The organism is Micrococcus sp. iso_239, from assembly GCF_056173395.1.
In genome coordinates, this window is sequence record NZ_CM149672.1 from 1,389,765 (window position 1) to 1,410,937 (window position 21,173).

Consider the following 21,173-nt stretch of genomic DNA (forward strand, 5'->3'; position numbering starts at 1 on the left):
GCGCACGGAGCACCGCACGAGAGGCAGGGACGGGCATGGCCCACTACGTGATCGTCGGCGGCGGACGGGTGGGCACCCGGTTGGCGGCCGCGCTGGACGCGGCCGGTCACGGCGTCGCCCTCGTGGACCGCGACCCGCGGACCGTGGAGGGGCTGGCCCCCGGCTTCTCCGGCGAGCTCGTGGCCGGCGTGGGCTTCGACCGCTCCGCGCTGCTCGCCGCCGGCATCGACCGCGCGCAGGGCCTGGCGGCCGTGACCGCGGACGACAACACGAACATCATCGCCGCCCGCGTGGCCCGCGAGACCTTCCACGTGGACCACGTGGTGGCGCGCATCTACGACGCCGACCGGGCCCGGCTGTACCAGCGCCTCGGCATCCCCACGGTCGCCTCGATCCAGTGGACGGCCGACCAGGTGCTGCACCGGCTGCTGCCGGCCGGCACCGCCGACGCGGAGCACCGCGACGCCTCCGGCCGGCTGCTCGTGACCGAGCTGGTCCCCCACTCTTCGTGGTGGGGCCGTTGGCTGACCGACGTCGAGTCCACGGTGGGGATGCGCATCGCCTACCTCACCCGGCTCGGCGACGGCCAGCTGCCCCGGCCGGGCGACCGCCTGCAGGAGGGCGACGTGCTGCACGCCGTCTACCCGGTGGACCGCCGGGACCAGGTGGAGGCCGCCCTGCAGGGCGAGGCACGCGTGCCGGACGGCACGGACGAGGACGAGGAGGGACGGGCATGAGGGCCGTCATCGCCGGAGCCGGCGCCGTGGGCGCCTCCATCGCGCGGGAGCTGCACGCGCACGGCCACGAGGTGGTCGTCGTCGAGGCGCGCACGGACGCGGCCCGCAAGGCCGACGTCGGCGGCGCACGCCTCGTCCTCGGGGATGCGTGCGACCTGACCGTGCTCGAGCAGTGCGGCGCCCTGGAGGCGGACGTGCTCGTCGCGGCGACCGGCGACGACCGGGTCAACCTCGTGTGCTCCCTGCTGAGCCGCTCGGAGTTCGGCGTCGGCCGCACCGTGGCTCGCGTCAACAACCCGCTCAACGACTGGCTCTTCGACGAGTCGTGGGGCGTGGACGTGGCCGTGTCCACCCCCTCGATCATGACGGCGCTCGTGGAGGAGGCCGTGGAGACCGGGGACCTCGTGCGCCTGCTCAGGCTGGAGGCCGGCGGCGCGGCGCTGTCCGAGTTCCGGGTCCCGGCAAAGCACTGGCTCGAGGGCCGGCGCATCGGCACCGTGTCCTGGCCGCAGGAGGCTCCGCTCGTGGCGGTCGTGCGCGACGGCGCCCCCCGGCAGGCGTCGGCGGACGAGGTCCTGGAGGTGGGCGACGAGCTCTTCTTCCTGGCCGCCGGCTCCGCCGAGCCGGCCCTGCGTCGCCTCCTCGTCGGCGAGGGCCGCGCTCAGGGACGCTCGGAGGCGGCGGAGTCCGCCGGCACGCCGTCGTCCTGACCGGGCGAGCTGACGGACCAGGCGAGCCAGAGCCCCAGGGCATAGAGCGGCAGGCCCATCACCAGGCGGGCCACCCCGAGCGCGGTGACGGCGTCCCCGAGGTAGAGGGGCACCTGCACCGCCAGGCGCAGCGCGAACACGGCCACGAGGATCCAGGTGGCCGCGGCGTAGGCGCGGCGCCGACGCCGGTGGGCCCGCCAGCGGGTGCCCTCGGCGCGCACGAGGCCGAGCACCAGGCCCGCCGCGGGCCAGCCCACGAGGACGGACACCGCGAACGCGAGGCCGTAGGCGGCGTTGGTGACGAAGCCCCACAGGTAGTAGTCGCGGGCCTGGCCGGTGGTCAGGGAGACCACGACGGACAGGACGACGACGGCGAGGCCGGCCAGCACCTGGACCGGCGACTGGCGCTGGACGAGGCGCGCGACGCCCAGCACGAGTGCGACCGCGACGGCCGCCACGCCGGAGGGCCACACCTGCTGGGTGGCGACGTAGCCGACCATGTAGACGAGGGTGGGCAGGGAGGCCTCGACGATGCCGCGCCAGCCACCGACGCTGCCCAGCGCGTCGAGGCGGCCGCGCTCGTCCAGGCGGGCTCGAGACGGCAGGGGGCCGGCCCCGTCCGGGGCGGCGGTGACGGGGCCACGCGGCTCGGTCATGGGCTCTCCTCTCGGGGCCGTGCTCAGCGCGTGGCCTCGGGCGCGTCGACCAGGTCGAACTCGGGGTTGTGCAGGGTGGGCACGCCGTCCATCTGGGTGACGCGGCCGCGGACCGTCAGCCACTCCCCCGGCATGACACCGGGCACGCGGCGCCGCCCGTGCCAGACCAGCTGCAGCGTCTCCGCGGGCGCCATGCTCCCGGGCGCGGGCAGGCGGTCGGCCAAGACCGCGCGGAAGACGGTCGCCTCGTCCGCGCCGGGCAGTGTGACGGAGGCGATGACGCCGCGGCGCTCGATGCGGCCCGCGGCGCCGGTCGGGCGGGCTGCGACGGCGGGGCTCACCGGGTCTCCGTGATCTCCGGACCGCGCTCGGGCAGCGCGGTGGCCTCCGGTGCCGCGCCGTCCCCCGGGCCGGTGGCGGTGTCCGCGAGCACGTCCCGGCCCTCGTCCGGGGCCGGGCGGCGACGCTGCAGCGGGCGCGCGTTGGGAGGCGGACGCAGGGGCAGCAGCTCGCGCGGCGGGAGCGGCTCGTCGCCCCGCACCACGACCAGGTCGGAGAACACCTGTTCCAGCGGCTCGGCGGCCTCCGGCTGGAAGGCGGCCTCGCCGTGGAACACGCCGCGGACGAACCAGCGCGGACCGTCCACGCCCACGAACCGGGCGACGTTCCACCCCGGCGAGCCGTCCGGCAGCGCCGCCGGCACGCGCGTGAGGATCTCGATGCCGAAGCGGCCGGTCTGCTCCTGCACGGTCGCGTGGGCGGTGGTCGACAGGGAGTCGTGCAGCTCGGCGCGCAGGTCGTCCCACAGGCCCGTGCGGCGCGGGGCGCTGAACGCCTGGACCTGCAGCGCCGAGCGGCCGAGGCTGACGGTGGCGGCGACGATCCGCTTCGTCGCGTCCTCGACGTCGAGGCGCAGCTTCATGCCCTGGACCGCCCGCAGGCGCAGCGACCCCAGGTCGATCATGCCGGCGGGATCCGGGCGGGTGGCGACGTCGTGCGGACCGACGTCGGCTGCCTCCGGCGCGGCGGCGATCTCAAGGTCGCGCTCCTCCAGCAGCTCGGCCGGCAGGCTGACCTGCTCGTGGCGCACGGTGCGGTTGCGTCCGAAGATCACGACGTCCTCCCAGGGGTGTTGTCGGCGGTGAAGCCGCCGGTCGAGCCGAAGCCGCCGGCCCCGCGCTCGGAGTCGGGCAGCGCGTCCACGGGCTCGAAGCGGGCCCGCACGACCGGCTGCAGCACGAGCTGGGCGATCCGGTCGCCGCGGCGCAGCACGATCGGCTCCGTCGGGTCCAGGTTGATCAGGGGCACCTTGATCTCGCCGCGGTAGCCGGCGTCGATGGTGCCGGGGGCGTTGACGACGCTCAGGCCGTGGCGGACCGCGAGGCCCGAGCGGGGGTGCACGAACCCCGCGTGGCCCTCCGGGATGGCCAGCGCCACGCCGGTCGGCACGAGGGCGCGCTCTCCCGGGGCCAGGGTCACGTCGACGGCGGTGCGCAGGTCCGCGCCCGCGTCGCCCGGCTGCGCGTAGGCGGGCGGGGCCAGGCCCGGATCGAGGGCGTGCAGGGGCACGGGCAGCTCGGCGGAGTCGGTCACGAGGCCCGACCCTACACGAGCACCCGTCGGCCCGGGGCCGCGTCGAGGCGGCCGGGCGGGCGCCCTCGCCGGTGCCGCGCGGCGGGACCGGAGTCCGGATGTGGGAAGCTGGGACCCATGCGTGATCCCCAGCAGCACCCCGTCGCCGATGCCTCCCGCCGCGCCCCCGGGGGCGCCGCGGCGGGACCCGATCCGGTCCTGTTCGAGGAGCGGTTGACGCCCTCCCCGGGGGTCTGGGCCGTGGCGCTCATGCTGGCGGCGCTGACGATACTCGTGTTCGCGCCGATCGACCTCGGGGTGGGCATCGCGGCCGCCGTCGCGTTCTTCGCCGTCGAGGTCCTGATCCTGGTGGCCACCACCCCGCGCATCGTGGTGCGCGAACGCACCCTCCAGGTGGGCCGCGCCAGCATCGAACGGCACCACGTCGGTCAGGTCACGGGGTATCGCGGCGAGGACGCCCGGGCCCAGCGCGGCCCGCTGCTGCACGGGCTGGCCTTCGTGAACGTGCGCGGCTGGATCGCGCCCGTCGTGCGGATCCAGCTGACCGACGAGCGCGACCGCACACCCTACTGGCTGACCAGCACCCGGCGTCCGGAGGAGCTGGTCGCGGCCCTCGGCGGGACCATGGCCCGGCAGGAGGGGACGGCCGAGGGCCGCTGACCGCCCCGGCGGCGGGGGCTCAGCCCTCGCAGTCGGTGCAGTAGATCAGGCCGTTCTTCTCACGCGCGGCCTGCGAGCGATGGCGGACCAGGAAGCAGGAGGCGCAGGTGAACTCATCCGACTGGGCGGGCAGCACCCGCACCATCAGCTCTTCACCCGAGAGGTCGGCGCCGGGCAGCTCGAACCCCTCGGCGGCCTCCGCTTCGTCCTCGTCCACGACGGCGGACTGGGTGTCCGTGCGCCGTGCCTTCAGCTCCTCGATGGAGTTCTGGCTCAGCTCTTCCTCGTTCTTGCGAGGGGCGTCGTAGTCAGTGGCCATGGGGTTTCACGCTCCGCTGGTGGGGGACGGCACCGGGACCGGTGCCGGCACTGCGCGGGCGGCGTCGTGGGCGGACCACGCGTCACCGGCCTGCGCCGTTGCGCGTAGATTGTGCACCATGCCCGAACCCGTGCCAAATGTTGTCGGGCACGCTCGCCCAGGGCGGATTCGCGCGGGCGCTCGTCCCTCGCCCGGGCCGTGGTCTGCGGCACGGCGGCTAGGATCGGGGCATGCCCGGCCGGGCGTCCGCATGCCCGGTGACCAGAACACGATGTGGGAGGGACCACCGCCATGGCAGAGCTGCGACTGACCGGACCCACCGAGGACGGCGACGCGCTGCGCCTGTCGGGGCCCGAGGGCGAGGAGCACACGCTCCCCCTCTCCCCCTATCTGCGCCGGCTGGTCATCGAGGGCGCCGCGCCCGAGGACGGGCGACCGGCCGAGGACGGCCCCGCGGCCTGGCACGACATGACGGAGATGGACGTCCCCGGGGCGGACGACGAGGACGCCGAGGGACCGGTGGACGCGGCGACGCACGCCGACGATGCCGCGGCGGAGGACGAGCGGGCTCCCGAGGCGCCCTCCGGCCCGGCCCGGCCGGACGAGGACCTCGCGCTCACCCCGCGGATCGACCCGCGGCCCGTGGCCGACGACTCGACCGCGGACGGACCGACCCCGGCGCCGCTGACCGACCAGGAGTCCGTCAAGGCCGCCGCGACCCAGGAGGCCGTGCCCCTCACCCCCCGGGAGATCCAGCAGCGCATCCGTGCGGGCGCCTCCGTGGAGCAGGTGGCCCGGGAGAGCGGGAACGCGTTCTCGCGCATCCGCACCTACGGTCACCCCGTCTTGGCCGAGCGCGACTGGATCGCCCGGCAGGCCCGCGCCGTCGAGGTCTGGGTCGGCGGGCCCGACCTCTACTCGGACCTCGTCCAGGACGGCGGCCCCACCACGCTCGGCGAGCTCGCCGCGCACCGGCTCGCCGAGCTGGGCGTGGACGAGGCGAGCCTCGAGTGGGACGCGTGGCGCGAGGACCAGGCCGGCTGGACCGTGGCCGCCCGGTTCGCCGTGGCCGGTGCGAGGAGTCTGCCCACCCGCGAGGAGCCGCCGGCGCTCTGGACGTTCCGCCCGGCCGGACGCCACCTCGAACCCGAGAACGCCTGGGCCCGCGCCCTGTCCGAGGCGGAGGCCTGGGACCTGGTCCCCCGCGCCCCCGCGGCCGAACCGGTGACGGACGACGTGGACGCCGAGGACGCCGTGACCCCCGCGGGTGCGCACTCCCCGGCCGCCGACCGCGACGCCGATCTGCTGGAGATCCTGCGGGTGCGCCGGGGTCAGCGTGTGGGCGCGGACCTGGAGTCGGACGACGCGCTCGCGCACCTGATCGCTCGCGAGCACCAGGACCGGAGTCGGCGCGAGGCCGCCCAGGCGCCCGAGCGGCTCGCCCCGGTCGACGCCGAGGGGGCCCTGACGACCGCCGACGACGCCCCGGTCGTCGACGCGCCGGAACCGGCCGCCGAGACCGACCGCGCCGAGGACACTGCCGCAGACGTCGCGGACGCGGGTGTCGAGGACGAGGGGGCGGAGCCCGCGCCTCGCGAGCGTGCCGCGCGCCCTGCCATGCCGACCGTCACGCCGCGCCCCCGGGCCCGCTCGGCCGCTCGCCGCGCGTCCGTGCCCAGCTGGGACGAGATCGTCTTCGGCCGCAAGGGCGACTGACCCCGGCCCGGCCCCGGCCGCGGGGCGGGCTCAGCGGTGCCAGGTGAGCAGCGGGACCTCCCGCTCGGCGCGCGTGGGCGCGCCGTGCTGGCCCACCATCTCGAAGGCGTGCGGGGGCACCCGCCGGCCGTCGTAGAGGGCCAGATCCCCGTGCACGGCGACGAGCAGATCCCCGATGCGGGCACGGACCCGGTCCTCGACGACGGCGCCGAACCAGCCGGCGTCGACGGCCTCGTCCCGCGTGAGCACCCACGCGTGCGCCCCGTAGCGCTCGGCCCAGGTGCGCCGCACCCTCGCGCGCACGTCCGGACCCGCGTCGGACCGGAAGTGCAGCTGCACGAGGCGGGGCTCCCCCGCGGTGTGCGCGATCCCCTCGAGCAGCGCGGGGTCGGCGAGCTCCCCGGCCTCGTCCAGGGCGGCGTAGTCCACGCGGCGCGACGGCGGCACGTCGACCATGCCGTGGTCGCCGGTGGCGAGCACCACCGTCCCGGCGGGCACGCGGTCCACCAGGCGCCGCACCGCCGCGTCGATCTCCTCGAGGGCGTGCAGCCACCGTTCCGAGCCCACGCCGTCCCGGTGGCCGGCCTTGTCCAGCTCGTTGACGTAGAAGTAGACGAGCGTGGGCACGCGCGCGTCCTTCATCACGCGTTCGGCGGCCTGGGCGCGGGCGATCAGGGTGCGACCGGCCACGAACCGGCCGCCACGCAGCCCCGCCCGTGTCAGGGCCGAACGCTCGAAGGCGGGCAGCGAGACCGTGACGGCGTCCACGCCGGCCGCGGCGGCGCGCTCGAACACGGTGGGCTTCGGCTGCCACCCCACCGGGTCGGTGGCCTCGTCCCAGCCGCCCAGCTGATTGATCACCACGTCCCGGTCCGGGTCGAGCACGTCGTAGCCGGCCACGCCGTGCTCCCCGACGTCCAGCCCGGTGCCCAGGCTCGTGAGGGAGGCGGCCGTCGTGGTGGGCACGGCCACCTCGAGGACGCGGCCGCCGTCGGCCATCGCCGAGCGCAGCGTGGGGGCGTGGCCGCCGAAGCGCTTCAGCAGGGACCGTCCGAGGCCGTCCACCAGGGCGACGACCACGCGGCGGCCCGCCGGGACCGCGAGCGCGTTCTCACAGCCCGGGACACCGAGGGCGGCCGCGGCGGAGGTCAGGACGGAGCGCAGGGCACGGTCGGCGGGGACCACGCCCGCGGGGAGGGCGGGCCCCGTCACGTGGTGGCCGCCAGGTGGGCGCGGCGCAGGGCCCGGGCGAAGGCCAGGGCGCCGTCGACGGCCCCCTGCCCGTCGGCGTCGGCGGCGACGCGGATCACGAGGTCCTCGCGGGTGGCGGTGCCGGTGTAGCCGTGGTCGAGGTCGCACTGGGGGTCGGCGCAGCCGGCGGGCTGCAGGTCCAGTCGCTGGCCTCCGGCCCACATCAGCCCGAGGGTCATCTCGGCCACGGGGTCGGACGGCCGGAAGCGGGCGGGGTCGGCGTGGCCGGTGGTCAGGACCACGGAGCCGAGGGCGCGGACCGGGACCATCTCGGTGGAGACCTGGGCGAGGACCGCCTGGCCGGCCGGGTCGGCGGCGTGGTCGTCGAGGTGGACGGCCAGCAGGGTGTCCCCGGCGAGCACGAGGGCCGTGATGTGCCGGTGGATCTCCTCGTAGTCGAAGTGCGTGTCCACGTGGACGAGGTGCGCGTCCGGGGTGCGGCCTTCGAGCTCGACGGCGATGGCGTGCGCCACGAGGTCCGGGTAGAAGCCGGCGCGGACGAGCGAGGCGTCGAGGCCGCCGCTGCCGTCCAGGGTGCGGGCCTCGCGCTGCCGGCCCTCGGCCTCGGGGGCGTCGGGGCGGTGGTCGGGACGGCCGGGCTCGTGACTCCTGCGGAACGGGCTCATGTCCCCCATGCTACGGGTCCGGTGCCGGGCCGTCCGGGCCCGCTGTGGACGGCCCGGTCAGCGGCCGCGCAGCGCGCGCCGGGCCGAGTCGGTGCGGCGGGCCGCGTTGGCGACGTGCACCTCGGCCTGCAGCACCGTCACGCCCTCGGGGGCGGCCAGCACGGGCGCGAAGCGCAGGCGGGCGACCTGCGGCAGGTCGTCCTTGAGGACGCTGACGCGGCCCACGAGGTCCTCCAGCGCGGCGAGGTTGACGGAGGGCACCCCGCCGGTGCCGCGCAGCTTCACGGCGGCGCGGGGGGCGCGGACCATGCGGGCCACGTCCCGGTCCGTGAGCGGGGGCACGCGGTGCACCCAGTCCCCCAGCAGGTCCGTGGCGTCGCCGGCGATGCCGAAGGAGACCACGGGGCCCAGCAGCGGGTCCTCGAGCGCCGTGAGCATGCAGGCCTGGCCGGCGGGGGCCATGGCCTGGACCTCGAGCTCGCGCACGCCGAACGGCGCGAGCAGACGGCGCATGTGCTCGACGTTGCGGCGCAGGGAGTCGGCGTCCACCACGTTCAGGCGGACGCCGCCCAGGTCGAGTCGGTGCCGCAGGTGGGGGTCCACGGCCTTGAGCGCCACGGGGAAGCCGAGCCGCTCGGCGGCCGCCACGGCCTCGTCGGCGGTCTCGAACCGGGCCGAGGGCAGCACGGTGATCCCGTAGTGGCCCAGCAGCGTCTCGGTCTCCTCGTCGGAGAGCCGGACGAGTTCGGTGCCCTCGGCACGCGCGGCGGCCGCCTCCACGAGCTCCTCGGCCTCGTGCGGGTGCAGGCCGGTCGGCTCGAGCGGCTCGCCGACCTCCTGGCGGCGCCAGTGGACGTAGTCCGCGAGCGCGCCGAGCACGGTCATGGCCTGCTGCGGCGACGGGTAGAAGGGCAGACCGGGCTGCAGGGAGCCGGGCTCGGCGTCGTCGTCGACGGGACCGGCGGCGCCGAGCGTGGCCCCGCGGTAGCGCGGGGAGACGACGTCGGTCAGGCAGCCGAGCACGGGGATGCGGGCGTCCCGGGTCGCGTCGGCGAGGGCGTGGGCCAGTCGCTCCGGCTCGTCGTCCGCCTGGTGCAGGCCGAGGCGGGCCAGCACCACGACGGCGTCGGCCTGCTCGTGGCGGACGGCGTCCCGGACGGCGGAGACCAGCGTCTCGGCGGGCGGGGCGATGCCCTGCTCGCTGCCGACGAGGCCGACGGTGGCCGTGACCTCCAGCCCGGCCTCGGCCGCGGCGTCGCGGCCCAGCCGGTCCAGGGCGAGGGAGTCGGCCACGAGGACGACGCGGTGGCCCGTGGGCAGCGGCTGGCTGGCCACGGCCATGAGGATGTCGAGCATGGCCTCGTGCGTGTGGGCCTCGAGCACGCCGGTCTGGTCGAGCATCGAGTCCACGGTGCCCTCGGGGGCCTGGGTGGTGCGGGTCTCGTGGCCCGGGGGCAGGAAGCGCCCGGTGACGTCGGAGCGGACCACCACGACGGGCTTGGTGCGGGAGAGCCGCCGGGCGATGCGGGAGAACTTGCGTGGGTTGCCGAACGACTCGAGGTACACACCGACGGCGGCGGTGTGGGGGTCCGCCTCGAAGAACTGCATGGCGTCGTTGCCCGAGACGTCCGCACGGTTGCCGGCGCTGATCGAGGTGGAGATCCCCACCCCGCGGCGCTTGACGCCGGCGGAGACCATGGCGCCGACGGCGCCGGACTGGCTGAACAGCCCGACGGGGCCGCGCTGGGCCAGGCCCGGGGACGGGGAGGCGTTGAGGCGGATCGCGGGGTCGGTGCGGACCAGGCCGGCCGAGGCCGGGCCGATCACGCGCATGCCGTGGGCGCGGGCGAGGGAGACCAGGCGGCGCTGGGCCTCGAGCCCCTCGGCGCCGGCGTCGGCGTAGCCCGAGGTGAGGACCACGAGGCCCTGGGCCCCGGCCGCGGCGGCCTCGGGGATGAGGGCCTCGACCTCGTCGGCGGGCACAGCGACGACGACGAGGTCGACCGGCTCGCCGATGTCGGCCAGGGAGCGGTGGGCGGTGAGGCCCTGGACGTCCTCGGCGGCGCGGTTCACGGCGTGGACGGCTCCCGTGAAGCCCGCCTCGAGGACGTGGCGCAGCACGAGCGAGCCGACGGCCTGCGGATCGCGGGAGGCGCCGACGACGGCCACGGACGCGGGCTCGACCAGCTCGGCGACGCTGCGGGACTCGGCGCGGTGCTCGCGGGACTCGACGACGGCGCGCCACCGGGCGGTGGGGTCGATGGGGAACTCGACGGCCACGACGCCGTCCTCGAAGCGGCGAGTCACCTCGAAGCCGGACTCCTGGAACACCGAGAGCATCTTGCGGTTCTCGGGCAGGACCTCGGCGGTGAAGCGGCGGATGCCGTTCTCGCGGGCGGCCACGGCGAGGTGCTCCATGAGGATGGAGCCCAGTCCGCGGCCCTGCGCGGCGTCGGAGATGTTGAAGGCGACCTCCGCGGCGTCGGAGTCCCCGTAGCGGTCGTAGCGGCCCACGCCGAGCAGTCGGCCGCCGCGGGTGATCACGAACGCCACCCGGTCCCGGTGGTCCACGTGGGTGAACCGGTCCAGGTCCTTGGCGCTCAGCTCGGACTTGTACGTGAAGTAGCGCAGGTAGATGGAGTTCTCGGACTGCCCGGCGTGCATGCGCTGCAGCTCGGCGGCGTCCTCGGGCGAGATGGGCCGCAGGTGGGCCGTCGCACCGTCACGGAGCACCACATCGGCCTCCCAGTGGGAGGGATATCCGCGGACGGCTTCGGTCTCACCCATAGGATCACTGTAGACAATCCCCGACGCCGTGAGGACTCCCCGACCACCATGATGGCCCGTTCATCCCGTTCCCGCCCCGCCGAGCAGGACGCCCCGCGCCCGCTGCCGCTGGAGCAGGAGAACATCGTCGACGTCGACGTCTCCGAGGAGATGGAGGCGTCCTTCCTCGAGTACGCCTACTCGGTGATCTACTCGCGCGCCCTGCCGGACGCGCGCGACGGCCTCAAGCCGGTGCAGCGGCGCATCCTCTACATGATGTCCCGCATGGGCCTGCGCCCGGACCGCGGCCACGTGAAGTCCGCCCGTGTGGTGGGCGAGGTGATGGGCAAGCTGCACCCCCACGGCGACGCCGCGATCTACGACGCGATGGTCCGCCTCGCCCAGCCGTTCTCCCTGCGCCTGCCCGTGGTGGACGGGCACGGCAACTTCGGCTCGCTCGACGACGGCCCCGCGGCCCCGCGCTACACGGAGGCCCGCATGGCCCCGGCCGCCCTGGCGCTCACCGCGGACCTCGACGAGGGCACCGTGGACTTCGTCCCCAACTACGACAACCAGCTCCAGCAGCCGGCCGTGCTGCCCGCCGCCTACCCCAACCTGCTCGTCAACGGCACCACCGGCATCGCCGTCGGCATGGCCACGAACATGGCCCCGCACAACCTGCGCGAGGTCGTGGCGGGCGCGCGCCACCTGCTCGCGGACCCCGAGGCGGACCTCGAGGCGATCATGGCCCACATCCCCGGCCCCGACCTCCCCTCGGGCGGCCGGATCGTGGGGCTCGACGGCGTCCGCGACGCCTACGCGACCGGCCGCGGCACGTTCCGCATGCGGGCCGCCGTCGCCGTGGAGCAGGTCTCCGCGCGGCGCACCGGCCTGGTCGTCACCGAGCTGCCGTACGGCGTGGGCCCCGAGAAGGTCATCGAGCGGATCAAGGCCGGCGTCGACGCGAAGAAGCTCAGCGGCATCGCCGACGTCGTGGACCTGACGGACCGCAAGAACGGGCTGCGCCTGCAGATCGAGCTCAAGTCCGGGTTCAACCCCCAGGCCGTGCTGGCCGCCCTGTACCGGCACACCCCGCTCGAGGAGACGTTCGGGATCAACAACGTCGCGCTCGTCGACGGCCAGCCGCAGACCCTGGGCCTGCTGCCCCTGCTGCGGGTCTACGTGGACCACCGTCTGGACGTGGTGCGGCGCCGCACCGGGCACCGCCTCGGCAAGCACCGCGACCGCCTCCACCTCGTCGAGGGCCTGCTGCTGGCGCTCGTGGACATCGACGAGGTCATCGAGATCATCCGTTCCTCGGACGACACCACGGCCGCGCGCACCCGCCTCATGGGCGTCTTCGACCTCACCCAGGTGCAGGCCGACCACATCCTGGAGCTGCGGCTGCGCCAGCTGACGAGATTCTCCCGCATCGAGCTGGAGGCCGAGCGCGACGAGCTGCAGGCCGCGATCGCCGAGCTCGAGGCGATCCTCGCCTCCGACGCGCGGCTGCGCGAGGTGGTCTCGGCCGAGCTGCAGGCCGTCGCCGACGAGCACGGCGACGACCGGCGCACGGTCCTGCTCGAGGCCGAGACCGCCGCGGCCCCCGCCGCCGGGCCCGCACCGTCCGGGCCCACCCCCGCCGGCGCCGCGGAGGCCGGGGCGGACCTGATGGTCCCGGACACGGCGTGCTGGGCCCTGCTCTCCACCTCCGGACGCCTGCTGCGCACCGCGGACCGCACGCCGATCGCCCCGCAGGGCCGGCGCCGCAAGCACGACGCCTTCGCCTCCGTGGTCCCGACGACGGCCCGCGGTGAGATCGGGGCCCTCACCTCCGCCGGCGCGCTGCACCGCCTCCAGGCGGTCGACCTGCCGGTGGCCGGCGAGCCGTCCGCGGCCCCCGCGATGACCGCGGCCGTCCCCGCCGCGGAGCTGGTGCCCCTGGCCAAGGGCGAGACGCTCGTGGCCCTGGTCCCCCTGGACGCCGTCCTGGCGCTGGGCACCGCCCACGGGGTCGTCAAGCGCGTCCGGCCGGAATGGCCCCTGAACCGCCAGGTCGTCGACGCCGTCGCCCTGAAGGACGGCGATGCGGTGGTCGGCGCCGCCCCCGCCCCGGACGAGGCCGACCAGCTCGTCTTCCTCACCCGCACCGGCCAGCTGCTGCGCTACGCCGCCTCCGCCGTGCGCCCCCAGGGCCCGGCCGGCGGCGGTGTCGCGGGCATCCGGCTGGCCGCCGGGGACACGGTGCTCGCGTTCGGGGTGGCCCCCGCCGCCTCCCTCACCGAGACCGGTGCGGACGCCGCCGCCCACCCACGGCCCGCCGTCGTGGTGACCGTGACGGACGGCGAGGCGGACGTGCTCGGCTCCGCCCCGGGCTCCGTCAAGGTCACGCCGCTCGGGGAGTATCCGGCCAAGGGCCGCGGCACCGGCGGCGTGCGCGCCCACCGGCTGCTCAAGGGCGAGAGCGGCCTCGAGCTCGGCTGGATCGGCGCTGCGCCCGCGCTCGCGGCCTCGCGGGCCGGGGTGGCCCGCGCGCTGCCGATCGAGTACGGGCGTCGGGACGGCTCGGGCGTGCCCGTGGACCAGCGCATCGAGGCCGTCGGTGCCGGCGCCTCCCCCGACCTCGTCTCGGCCCCGCCCGCCGAGGACGACGCCGTGGCCGTGTCCGCGGACTGATCAGGGGGCCTCAGCAACCGACCCGCACAGGGACGTCACCGTCCTCGAGCAGCCTGCCGTCATGGGTGACGATCACGACGATCCTGTCTGCCAGAGCCCGGCGCAGATCCGTGATGAGGGCGCGTGCCTCGTCGGCGTCCACGTGTGCGGTCGGCTCGTCCAGCAGCACGACATCGGCGCGGGCCACGAGAGCCCGGGCCACGGCCAGGCGTTGACGCTGCCCGCCCGAGAGCCGCTGCCCGCCAGGGCCGACGCGCGTGTCCAGGCCCTGCGGTGCCGCGGCCAGCCACGGACCCAGTCCCACCAGCTCGAGCGCGGCGGTGAGCTCTGCGTCGGACGGGGCGTCCGCGACGCCGCGGGCCAGGGCGAGGTTGCCGCGCGCCGTGGAGTCGAAGATCAGGGCGTCCTGCGGGGTCCAGGCGACCCGGGCCAGCGCCGTCGCGTCCGGGCGGACCGGGTCCGGCTGGGGCGTCGGGGGCACGGTCTCGAGCGTGTACCGGCCGGCGGTCAGGGGCAGGAAGCCCAGCAGCACGGCCAGCAGGGTCGACTTCCCGGATCCGGAGGGCCCGGTGACGACGGCGACGTCCCCGGGGGCCAGGTCGAGCTCCAGGTCGGTCCACAGCGGCGGCGCACCGGGGTGGGCGAAGGCGGCCTCGACCAGGCGCAGGCGGCACACCCGTGCCTCCGGCTCTGCGGCCTCCGCCGGCTCAGGCGGCGCCGCGGCAGCTCCGCCCTCCTCCGGGCCGAGCAGCTCGCCGGTCGCCCGCGCCCGATCCGCCAGGGTGCCCCAGTGCTGGGCGGCGGCGGCCAGCGCCCCATAGGGCTCGGCCCAGGAGAGTGCGAGCAGCACCACCAGGGCCGCGACCGGCGCTGAGGTGCCGGTGTGGGCCGCCGCGGCCGCCGCGGCCACCGCGATCCCCCCGGAGGCCGCGACCGCCAGCGCCCGGCCCCCGCCGGCGGCCCACGCGGCCCGACGGCGGGGACGCTGCAGCCGGTCGTCCAGCACCGCCAGTCCCCTCAGCGCAGGCTCGGTCAGCCCCAGCCCGCGCAGGTCCCCGGCCGCGTTCAGCACGGCGGCCACACGGTCGACGAGCGCGCCCTGCCCTCGCACCTGGGCCGCGGTCTGGCGGCGGTCCAGGACGGCGACCAGCGCGGGGATCACCACCAGGGCGACCGCCCCGGGCACCAGGGCCACGACCGCCAGCTCCGGGGCCAACGCCCAGGTCAGGGCGGCGGTGGCCAGCCAGGCGAGCAGGGCCGCCGGGGCAGGCACGAGCACCCGGGGCACCGCGTCCCGAAAGGCGTCCACGTCCGAGACCAACAGGGACAGGGCGCCGTCGGTCCGGCCCACCCGCCCCCACAGCCGGGGTTGACGGCCCAGCGCGTCCCACAGGCGCAGCCGCAGCTCCGTGGCCCAGCCGAACACGGCGTCGTGGGTGGTCAGCCGGTCCAGGTAGCGGAACACGGCCCGGGACAGGCCGAACCCGCGCACCAGCACGATCACGGCCAGCAGGTAGAGCACCGGCGGCCGCGTCGAGGCGGTGACGATCAGCCAGCCGGACAGTGCCGCCAGCAGTGCCGCGGACACGTGGGTCCCGGCGGCCCAGCCGATGCCGGCCCAGAGCTTCGGTTGCCGCCACGGCAGCAGCCGCAGTCCGGCCCGCAGCGAGACCTGTCGCGGGGTGACCGGCTCCGGCCGCGCACGCCCCTGGGCGGCGGCGACCGGCATAGCCGTGGCCGGGGATCCGGCGGTCGGACCGGCGCCGGGGGCCAGCCGGACGATGGCGTTGGCGGCCGTCAGCAGGGTGGGATCGTGGGAGGCGGCCAGCACGGTGCACTGCGGCGTGCTCAGCCCGGGCACCGCACCGGAGGGCAAGGCCGCGAGGGTCTCGACGACGACGGCGGCGACGGCGCCGTCCAGGTGGGCGGTGGGCTCGTCCAGGAGTACGAGCCACGGGCCGGTCCCGTCCGCGGCGTGCAGGCGGGCCAGGAGGCGGGCGACCGCGACCCGCCGGCACTCCCCCGGACTCAGATCGGCCGGGTCCCGCTCCTGGAGACCCTCGAGCGCCACGGCGGCCAGCACGGCGGAGCGAACGGGACCGGGCAGCGCACCCCCGGCGGCCAGGTCCAGTTCGCCGGCGACCGTGCGCTCGGTCAGCACGGGGTGCTGCCCGATCCAGAGGGTGCGTTCCGTGTCGACTCCGGCGACCCGGCCGGTGGCCTCGGCGGCGTCCTGGCGCAGCAGGCCGGCCAGCAGACGCAGGACGGTGGACTTGCCGGTGCCGGAGGGCCCGGCCAGCGCGGTCAGGCGACCCGGGAGCGCGCTGAGGTCGAGCCCCCCGAGCACCTGCCGTCCGGCCAGCCGAACGCTCAGGTCCCGAATCACGACGCCGCCGTCCCGGTCCGGCCCGGAGGCCGGCCCGAGCGTGTCGAGCACGGGGGCCGGGACGGGGGCGTTGGCCGCGGCCCGGGCGCGGGACTCGGCCTCGCGGCCGTCCTCGGAGGCGTGGAAGGCCGCGCCGACCTCCCGCAGCGGCAGGTAGAGCTCGGCGGCGAGGATGAGGACCACCAGGCCGTCGAGAAGCGCCATCTGCCCGTTCACCAGGCGCAGTCCGATGAACACCGCCATGACGGCCACGGACAGGGAGGCGATCAGCTCGAGGGCGAGACCGGAGAGGAATGCGGTGCGCAGCGTGACCATCGTGGCCGCGTGGTGCCGCTGGGAGACCTCCTGCAGAGCGCGGCGCTGGACGCCGGCCCGGTGGAGTCCGACGAGCACCGGCAGGCCGCGGGCGAGCTCCAGCAGGTGCCCGGCCAGCCGGTCGAGCCCGTCCTGGGCGGCATCGATGCGCTCCTGGGTGTGGCGGCCCACCAGGATCATGAACAGGGGAACCAGGGGCAGGGTGATGGCGGCCACCACGGCGGAGACGAGGTCGTGGGTGAGGATCCACACGCCCAGGGCCGCCGGGACCACGGCGGTGGCGGCCAGCGCGGGCAGGGCTTCGGTGTAGTGGTCGTCCAGGCTCTTGAGGCCGTGGGTGACCAGGACGGCATCGGCGCCGGAACGGGGGCGTCCGCCGTCGGCGGCGGCCAGTCGTTGGGCGACGACGGCGGCCCGCACCTGCTGCTGGGCCCCCAGCGCGGCGCGGCGGCCCACCACGCGCTGCCCCGCCTCCGCCAGGGCACGCAGGGCCACCCCGGCCGCCCCGAGCAGCACGGGGCCGCTCAGGGTCTGCGCGGCGGGCACAGGGCCCACGGGGGCCGGCGGGTGGAACAGCAGGTCGAGCAGCCGGGCGGAGTCCTCGGGGTCCAGGGTCATCGCCAGGCCGGTGATCAGCCGGGCCAGGGATTCGGCGAGCAGGATCCAGCCGAGCGCGCGCAGCACGGCGAGGGCCAGCAGGGCCGGCAGGGCCCGAAGTGCGGCCGGGGTCATCGGGGGCCGGGCCCGACGGGTCGGGCCCGGAGGCGGCCCGGCCGCCGAGGCGGAGCGCTCGACGGCCGGGGCGGCGGGGCGGCTGGGGCTCACAGCGGCTCCACCAGGTGGGCCTCCGGGATGTGGGTGTCGGCCAGACGGCGGCGGAACATCCAGTAGGACCACCCCGTGTAGGCCAGCACGATGGGCACGAAGATCAGGGAGATCACGGCCATCAGGCCCAGGGTGTACGGGCCGGAGGAGGCCAGCTGAGCGGTGAGGCTGAACTGCGGGTCCACCGTAGAGGGCAGCACGACCGGGTACTGGGTGACCATGATCGCCGTCCACGCCAGCACCAGAACCAGCGTCAGGGACGTGAAGGCCAGGCCCTCGCGGCCGGCCCGGGCGGCCACCACCGACGCGGCCACCGCCACGACGGCCAGCACCAGCAGCGCCCAGGTCCACGGGCGGTCGCCGCGGGCCACCACGAGCCCTGCCCAGACCAGCAGCGGCAGCACGGCCAGCGGGGTCCACGTGGACAGGAAGCGGGCGGCCGACCGGCGGGGGGCGCCGTCGGTCTTCAGGCCGATGAACGCCCACGCCTGCGCCAGGGAGAAACCGACCACGGCCAGACCACCGAGCAGCGCCGGGCCGGTCACCCACACGAAGGGGCCGCCCACCCGGTCCCCGTTGGCGTCCAGCGGCAGGCCGGTCGTCGTCAGCACGAGCAGCACGCCGGCCATGAAGGCCGCCAGGAACGAGCCGATGCCCAGGGTCCAGGTCCAGATCTCCCGGCCGGCGTCGGTGGCGGCCTTGCCGCGGTACTCGATGGACACCGCCCGCAGGATCAGACCGAACAGCATCACGAGCATCGGCAGGTACAGGGTGGAGAACACCGCCGCGTACCAGAACGGGAAGGCCGCGAACATCGCTCCGACGGCGGTGATCAGCCACACCTCGTTGCCCTCCCAGACGGGGCCGATGATGTTCAGCAGCACCCGGCGCCGTGGCTCGTCCCGCGCCCAGAAGCGCACGAGCATGCCGACCCCGAGGTCGAAGCCCTCGAGGGCCAGGTAGCCGAGCCAGAGCACGGCGATGATGACGTACCAGTAGACGGGAAGGACCTCAGCCATGGTCGTGCTGTCCTCTCTGCGAGCGGGTCAGTAGGCGAACGCGAGCACGTCGTCGCGGTCGCGCTTCTGTTCATCGGAGTGCTCGGCGGCGGTGAGCTCCGGCATGGCGGCCGGGACGCCGCCGCGGACGAACCGGGTCAGCAGGAAGACCTCGACGCCCAGCAGCACCGCGTAGATCCCGACCAGGACGATCAGGGACACGAGGACCTCTTCACCCGTGACCCCGGGCGAGACGGCCGCGGCGGTGAACATGTACACCTGATCCACGCCCATCGCCGGGTTCGGGTACACCACGAACGGCTGCCGGCCCATCTCGGTGAACACCCAGCCGGTCATGTTCGCCGCGAACGGCGCCCCGATCGAGGCCACGGCCAGGCGCATCCAGCCACGGGAGGCCGGGACGGTGCCGCGGCGGGAGAACCACAGCGCGCCCAGTGCCGCGAGCGCGCCGAGTCCGCCGAAGAGGATCATGAGCCGGAATCCCCAGTAGGTGACCTCCATCAGCGGCAGATAGGAGATCTCGCTGCCGGCGCGGTCGCCGTAGAGCTCGGAGTCGGGCAGGTGCGTGCCGTACTTCTGCTCGAACTCCGGCAGCAGGGTGTTGATGCCGCGCACCGGCGTGGTGAAGTCCTCGTACGCGAGGTAGGAGAGCAGGCCCGGCACCTCGATCACGCCCTGGACGTCCTCGCAGGTGGTCGCTCCACCCGAGCGCACATCGCCGAGGGTGAGCACGGAGAACGCGGTGCCGTCGTGGCAGGCGGCCTCCGCGGCGGCCATCTTGGTGGGCTGGAAGTGGATCATCTGCTGGGCCTGGGCATGGCCGGAGAATGCGGTGCCGACGAAGCCGATCAGGGCGACGGCCGCCCCGGCGCGCAGCGAGGTGAGCCAGACGCGGTGGTCGGTGCGGTCCCGGGCGGCGGTGCCGGCGTCGCCGACGACGACCAGGCCCGCCTCGTCCACGACGTCGATGCCGTCCCGGCGGCGCTTCCACAGGTGGTACCAGGCGATCCCCACGAGGAAGCCGCCGGCCACGGCCCAGGAACCGAAGATGGTGTGCGGGTAGTGGGTGAGGACGATCGGGTTGGTCAGCACGGCGCCGAGGTCGTTGAGCACCGGGCGGCCGTCGACGACCTCATAGCCCACCGGGTGCTGCATGAAGCCGTTGGCCACCATGATGAAGTAGGCCGAGAGGTTGATCCCCAGCACCGCGCACCACAGGGCGGCCAGGTGGAGTCTTCGCGGGATCCGGTCCCAGCCGAAGATCCAGATGCCCAGGAACACCGATTCCAGGAAGAACGCGATGAGCGCCTCGAGGGCCAGCGGCGCCCCGAAGACGTCCCCGACGAACCGGGAGTACTCCGACCAGGCCATGCCGAACTGGAACTCCTGCACCAGCCCGGTGGCCACGCCCATGATGAAGTTGATCAGGAACAGCTTTCCCCAGAACTTCGTCATCCGCAGGTAGTGGTCCTTGCCCGTGGCGACCCAGAGGGTCTGCAGGACGGCGACGACGAGGCCGAGTCCGATGGTCAGCGGGACCATGAGGAAGTGGTAGACGGTGGTGATGCCGAACTGCCACCGTGCGAGTTCGAGGGGATCCACGAGGCTGCGCTCCTGAGACAGGCGTTCGACCGCGACAACGCGGTCGCTGGATACCACCACCCTAGTCCGTCGGACGTCGTGACATCGCCGGACGGCGCCGGGCCGACGACGCCCTGACCGTGTCCGCGGACTGTCCCGGCCGAGGCGACCCTGTTCGCCTCGGGCCGATCGAGGCCTCCGACGGGCGCCCCGCCCGACCCCTCCGATACAGTGGGCTGTCGTCTCACCGCAGGTGAGCGCCCCCTCCCCGACCCCCGCAGATTGGTCCTGGTGACGAACGTGTCCGGCAACGCCAGCTACGAGTACTCCCGCGCCGCCCTCCTGGCGGTCACCGAGGTGGAGGCCCCCGTCGAAGTCACCTCGCAGGACCTCGACGACCAGCTGGCGGAGGTGCTCACCCGCCTGCGCCTGCCCGGCTCCCTCCTGGAGCGGGTGGCCGGTGTGCGCAGCCGACGGAACTGGGACGAGACCGAGGACTTCCAGGAGGCCGCCGCGCGCGCCGGCGTCGCGGCCCTGGAGCAGGCCGGCGTCCCGCGGGAGCGGGTGGGCCTGCTCGTGAACACGTCGGTGACCCGGGCCACGCTCGAGCCCTCCGTGGCCGTGCGGATCCACCACCTCATGGGGCTGCCCACCTCGGCGACCAACTTCGACATCACGAACGCGTGCCTCGGGTTCGTCAACGGCCTCATGCTCGCCTCCACCCTGGTGGACGCCGGCCAGATCGACTACGCGGTCGTGGTCGCCGCCGAGGACGCCTCGAAGGTGCAGGCCGCCACCGTGGCCAACCTGCACGCCGAGACCACGCACCGCGGCAACTTCATGGAGCAGTTCGCGTCCCTGACGTTGGGCTCCGGGGCCGCCGCCGCCGTCGTCGGCCGCATCGAGGACCACCCGGACGCCCATCGGATCGTCCGCGGGATCACCCGCGCCGGCACCGACCACCACGGCCTGTGCGTGGGCGACCACCACGGCATGTACACCGACTCCACCGCCCTGCTCAAGGACGGTCTCGAGCTCGTGATGGACGCGTGGCACGACGTCCCGGCGGAGTGGGCGTGGCCGGAGGCCGACCGGTTCATCACCCACCAGGTCTCGCAGATGCACACCGACGCGATCGCGGAGTCCGCCCACCTGGACCCGGCGCGCATCCCGACGACGTTCCCCACGCTGGGCAACGTCGGCCCGGCGTCGTTGCCCATCACCCTCGTGCGGGAGATGGACTCCCTGGAGGACGGGGACACAGTGGTCTGCCTGGGCGTGGGCTCGGGTCTGAACACCGCGATGCTCGAGATCGAATGGTGAGCTGAAGGAGCCAG

General features: G+C 75.2%; 17 protein-coding genes. 6 read left to right on the forward strand and 11 right to left on the reverse strand.

The features are described 5' to 3' along the window. Positions 1-35: 35 nt before the first annotated feature. Together AC0VX2_RS06425 and AC0VX2_RS06430 are read left to right on the forward strand one after the other, a co-directional pair. Complete coding sequence (locus AC0VX2_RS06425; protein WP_475432413.1) at positions 36-737, forward strand: potassium channel family protein; 702 nt, start codon at positions 36-38, stop codon at positions 735-737. Beyond that, positions 734-1,447 (forward strand): potassium channel family protein, encoded by a 714-nt coding sequence (locus AC0VX2_RS06430; RefSeq protein ID WP_020625080.1) that lies wholly within the window; start codon positions 734-736, stop codon positions 1,445-1,447. Before AC0VX2_RS06425 ends, AC0VX2_RS06430 begins: the two co-directional genes overlap by 4 nt. Here AC0VX2_RS06430 and AC0VX2_RS06435 read toward each other — a convergent pair. The 4 genes from AC0VX2_RS06435 to dut are packed head-to-tail and all read right to left on the reverse strand — an operon-like array spanning position 1,399 to position 3,696. Beyond that, positions 1,399-2,103: a DUF3159 domain-containing protein gene (locus AC0VX2_RS06435; RefSeq protein ID WP_020625079.1), complete on the reverse strand. Its 705-nt coding sequence runs from the start codon at positions 2,101-2,103 to the stop codon at positions 1,399-1,401. The two genes, AC0VX2_RS06430 and AC0VX2_RS06435, sit on opposite strands and share 49 nt — an antisense overlap. A 23-nt stretch (positions 2,104-2,126) precedes the next feature. Continuing rightward, positions 2,127-2,444 carry a single stranded DNA-binding domain-containing protein gene (locus AC0VX2_RS06440; RefSeq protein WP_020625078.1) on the reverse strand — a complete coding sequence of 106 codons (318 nt, stop codon included), beginning with the start codon at positions 2,442-2,444 and terminating at the stop codon, positions 2,127-2,129. Continuing rightward, complete coding sequence (locus AC0VX2_RS06445; protein WP_020625077.1) at positions 2,441-3,217, reverse strand: DUF3710 domain-containing protein; 777 nt, start codon at positions 3,215-3,217, stop codon at positions 2,441-2,443. The genes AC0VX2_RS06440 and AC0VX2_RS06445 overlap by 4 nt, the downstream gene beginning before the upstream one ends. Next, positions 3,214-3,696 carry a dUTP diphosphatase gene (gene dut / locus AC0VX2_RS06450; RefSeq protein WP_020625076.1) on the reverse strand — a complete coding sequence of 161 codons (483 nt, stop codon included), beginning with the start codon at positions 3,694-3,696 and terminating at the stop codon, positions 3,214-3,216. Before dut ends, AC0VX2_RS06445 begins: the two co-directional genes overlap by 4 nt. A gap of 117 nt (positions 3,697-3,813) precedes the next feature. Between dut and AC0VX2_RS06455 the strand changes: the two genes are divergently transcribed. Beyond that, complete coding sequence (locus AC0VX2_RS06455) at positions 3,814-4,356, forward strand: DUF3093 domain-containing protein (RefSeq protein WP_020625075.1); 543 nt, start codon at positions 3,814-3,816, stop codon at positions 4,354-4,356. A gap of 19 nt (positions 4,357-4,375) precedes the next feature. On the opposite strand, the gene AC0VX2_RS06460 is transcribed toward AC0VX2_RS06455, so the two are convergent. After that, on the reverse strand, positions 4,376-4,675 hold the full coding sequence (locus AC0VX2_RS06460) for a DUF4193 domain-containing protein (RefSeq protein ID WP_002858157.1): 300 nt from the start codon (positions 4,673-4,675) through the stop codon (positions 4,376-4,378). A 291-nt stretch (positions 4,676-4,966) separates the two neighbouring features. On the opposite strand from AC0VX2_RS06460, the gene sepH reads away from it, so the two are divergent. Then, on the forward strand, positions 4,967-6,391 hold the full coding sequence (gene sepH / locus AC0VX2_RS06465) for a septation protein SepH (protein WP_020625074.1): 1,425 nt from the start codon (positions 4,967-4,969) through the stop codon (positions 6,389-6,391). A 30-nt stretch (positions 6,392-6,421) separates the two neighbouring features. Here the strand turns inward: sepH and AC0VX2_RS06470 are convergent, their stop codons facing one another. Genes AC0VX2_RS06470 through AC0VX2_RS06480 form a run of 3 tightly spaced genes read right to left on the reverse strand, consistent with a single transcriptional unit; the run spans position 6,422 to position 11,055 of the window. Then, entirely contained in the window at positions 6,422-7,603 is a 1,182-nt protein-coding gene (locus tag AC0VX2_RS06470) for an alkaline phosphatase family protein (RefSeq protein ID WP_043279609.1), read from the reverse strand. After that, the gene (locus AC0VX2_RS06475) at positions 7,600-8,268 is read right to left on the reverse strand and encodes a DUF5998 family protein (RefSeq protein ID WP_036382843.1); all 669 of its coding nucleotides are present in this window, start codon (positions 8,266-8,268) and stop codon (positions 7,600-7,602) included. Before AC0VX2_RS06475 ends, AC0VX2_RS06470 begins: the two co-directional genes overlap by 4 nt. Before the next feature lie 57 nt (positions 8,269-8,325). Next, the gene (locus AC0VX2_RS06480; RefSeq protein ID WP_036382814.1) at positions 8,326-11,055 is read right to left on the reverse strand and encodes a bifunctional acetate--CoA ligase family protein/GNAT family N-acetyltransferase; all 2,730 of its coding nucleotides are present in this window, start codon (positions 11,053-11,055) and stop codon (positions 8,326-8,328) included. 48 nt (positions 11,056-11,103) lie between these two features. On the opposite strand from AC0VX2_RS06480, the gene AC0VX2_RS06485 reads away from it, so the two are divergent. Then, positions 11,104-13,710, forward strand: a complete 2,607-nt coding sequence (locus tag AC0VX2_RS06485) for a DNA gyrase/topoisomerase IV subunit A (protein WP_036336994.1) — start codon at positions 11,104-11,106, stop codon at positions 13,708-13,710. Positions 13,711-13,720: 10 nt separating this feature from the next. Here AC0VX2_RS06485 and cydC read toward each other — a convergent pair whose 3' ends face one another. Genes cydC through AC0VX2_RS06500 form a run of 3 tightly spaced genes read right to left on the reverse strand, consistent with a single transcriptional unit; the run spans position 13,721 to position 19,857 of the window. Continuing rightward, a complete protein-coding gene (gene cydC / locus AC0VX2_RS06490; protein ID WP_475432417.1) occupies positions 13,721-17,236 on the reverse strand; it encodes a thiol reductant ABC exporter subunit CydC in 3,516 nt (1,171 codons plus the stop codon). Further along, positions 17,233-18,255, reverse strand: a complete 1,023-nt coding sequence (gene cydB, locus AC0VX2_RS06495; RefSeq protein ID WP_036314110.1) for a cytochrome d ubiquinol oxidase subunit II — start codon at positions 18,253-18,255, stop codon at positions 17,233-17,235. The genes cydC and cydB overlap by 4 nt, the downstream gene beginning before the upstream one ends. A 27-nt stretch (positions 18,256-18,282) precedes the next feature. After that, the gene (locus AC0VX2_RS06500) at positions 18,283-19,857 is read right to left on the reverse strand and encodes a cytochrome ubiquinol oxidase subunit I (RefSeq protein ID WP_070709091.1); all 1,575 of its coding nucleotides are present in this window, start codon (positions 19,855-19,857) and stop codon (positions 18,283-18,285) included. A 270-nt stretch (positions 19,858-20,127) separates the two neighbouring features. On the opposite strand from AC0VX2_RS06500, the gene AC0VX2_RS06505 reads away from it, so the two are divergent. Further along, a complete protein-coding gene (locus AC0VX2_RS06505) occupies positions 20,128-21,159 on the forward strand; it encodes a 3-oxoacyl-ACP synthase III (RefSeq protein ID WP_063189705.1) in 1,032 nt (343 codons plus the stop codon). The last annotated feature ends 14 nt before the right edge of the window (positions 21,160-21,173 follow it).